Genomic DNA, 1,149 nt, shown 5'->3' with positions numbered 1-1,149 from the left:
CCCTCATTGGCGGCCTCGGTGACGAGGTCGCCGGCATTGTCGACGATATAGGTGTCGTGGCCCGTTCCGCCGCTCATCGTGTCGGCGCCAGCCCCGCCATTCAGCGTATCATTGCCGGCGCCGCCTGACAGCGTATCGATGGCAGCGCCACCCGTGATCGTGTTGTCGAGGCTATTGCCGGTGCCGGCAAAGGCTAGCGTGCCGATATAGGTGAGGTTCTCGAGGTCGCTGCCAAGCGTATAGCTTGCCAATGTCGTGCGAACCGTATCGGTTCCCTCGTCGGCAGCTTCGGTGACGAGGTCGCCGGCATTGTCGACGATATAGGTGTCGTTGCCCTCACCGCCGATCAAGGTGTCCGCACCGACCCCGCCATTCAGCATGTCAGAGCCGGCGCCGCCGGTGATTGTGTTGGCGAGCGCATTGCCGGTGCCGGTGAAGTTGGCCGATCCCGTGTAGCTCAGGTTCTCGACATTGACCAAGGCGGCGATCGAGTAGGCTGCAAGCACCGTGCGGATTTCATCGGTGCCGGCGTTGAGCGCCTCGTTGATCACGTCGCCCGCACTGTCGACCACATAGATGTCGTTGCCCGCTCCGCCGTTCAGCGTGTCATTGCCGGCGCCGCCGTCAAGCAGATCGTTGCCGGCGCCGCCGATGATCGTGTTGGCAAGCGCATTGCCGGTGCCGGTGAAGCTGGCGGATCCCGTATAGATCAGATTCTCGACATTGTTGCCGAGCGCATAGCTCGAAAGCGCCGTCTTGATCAGATCGGTTCCTTCATTCAGTCCTTCGGTGACCACATCGCCAACGTCATCGACAATATAGGTGTCGTTGCCCGCTCCGCCGATCAGTATGTCTGCTCCGGCCTTCCCGTCCAGGATGTCGGCACCTGCCGCGCCCCTGATCGTGTTGGCAAGGCCATTGCCCGTCCCGGCAAAGGCCGCCGCTCCAATATAGGTGAGGTTCTCGAGGTCGCTGCCGAGCGTATAGCTTGCCAGCGTCGTGCGAACCGTGTCGATCCCCTCATTGGCCGCTTCGGTGATGAGGTCGCCGGCATTGTCGACGATATAGGTGTCGTCGCCCGCACCACCGATCAAGCTGTCCGCACCTGCCCCGCCGTTCAGCGTGTCGTTGCCGATACCGCTGGTGATG

1 protein-coding gene is annotated in these 1,149 nt (G+C 62.4%); it reads right to left on the bottom strand.

From position 1 onward, the window contains the following. Positions 1 to 1,149 (bottom strand): calcium-binding protein (locus FY112_RS38315; RefSeq protein ID WP_246700815.1); only part of this gene is annotated, 1,149 nt, incomplete at both ends.

Origin of the sequence: Rhizobium sp. PEPV16 (genome assembly GCF_008919455.1) — a bacterium.
GTDB classification, from domain to species: domain Bacteria; phylum Pseudomonadota; class Alphaproteobacteria; order Rhizobiales; family Rhizobiaceae; genus Rhizobium; species Rhizobium leguminosarum_Q.
This window is presented reverse-complemented; position numbering and strand designations above follow the sequence as displayed.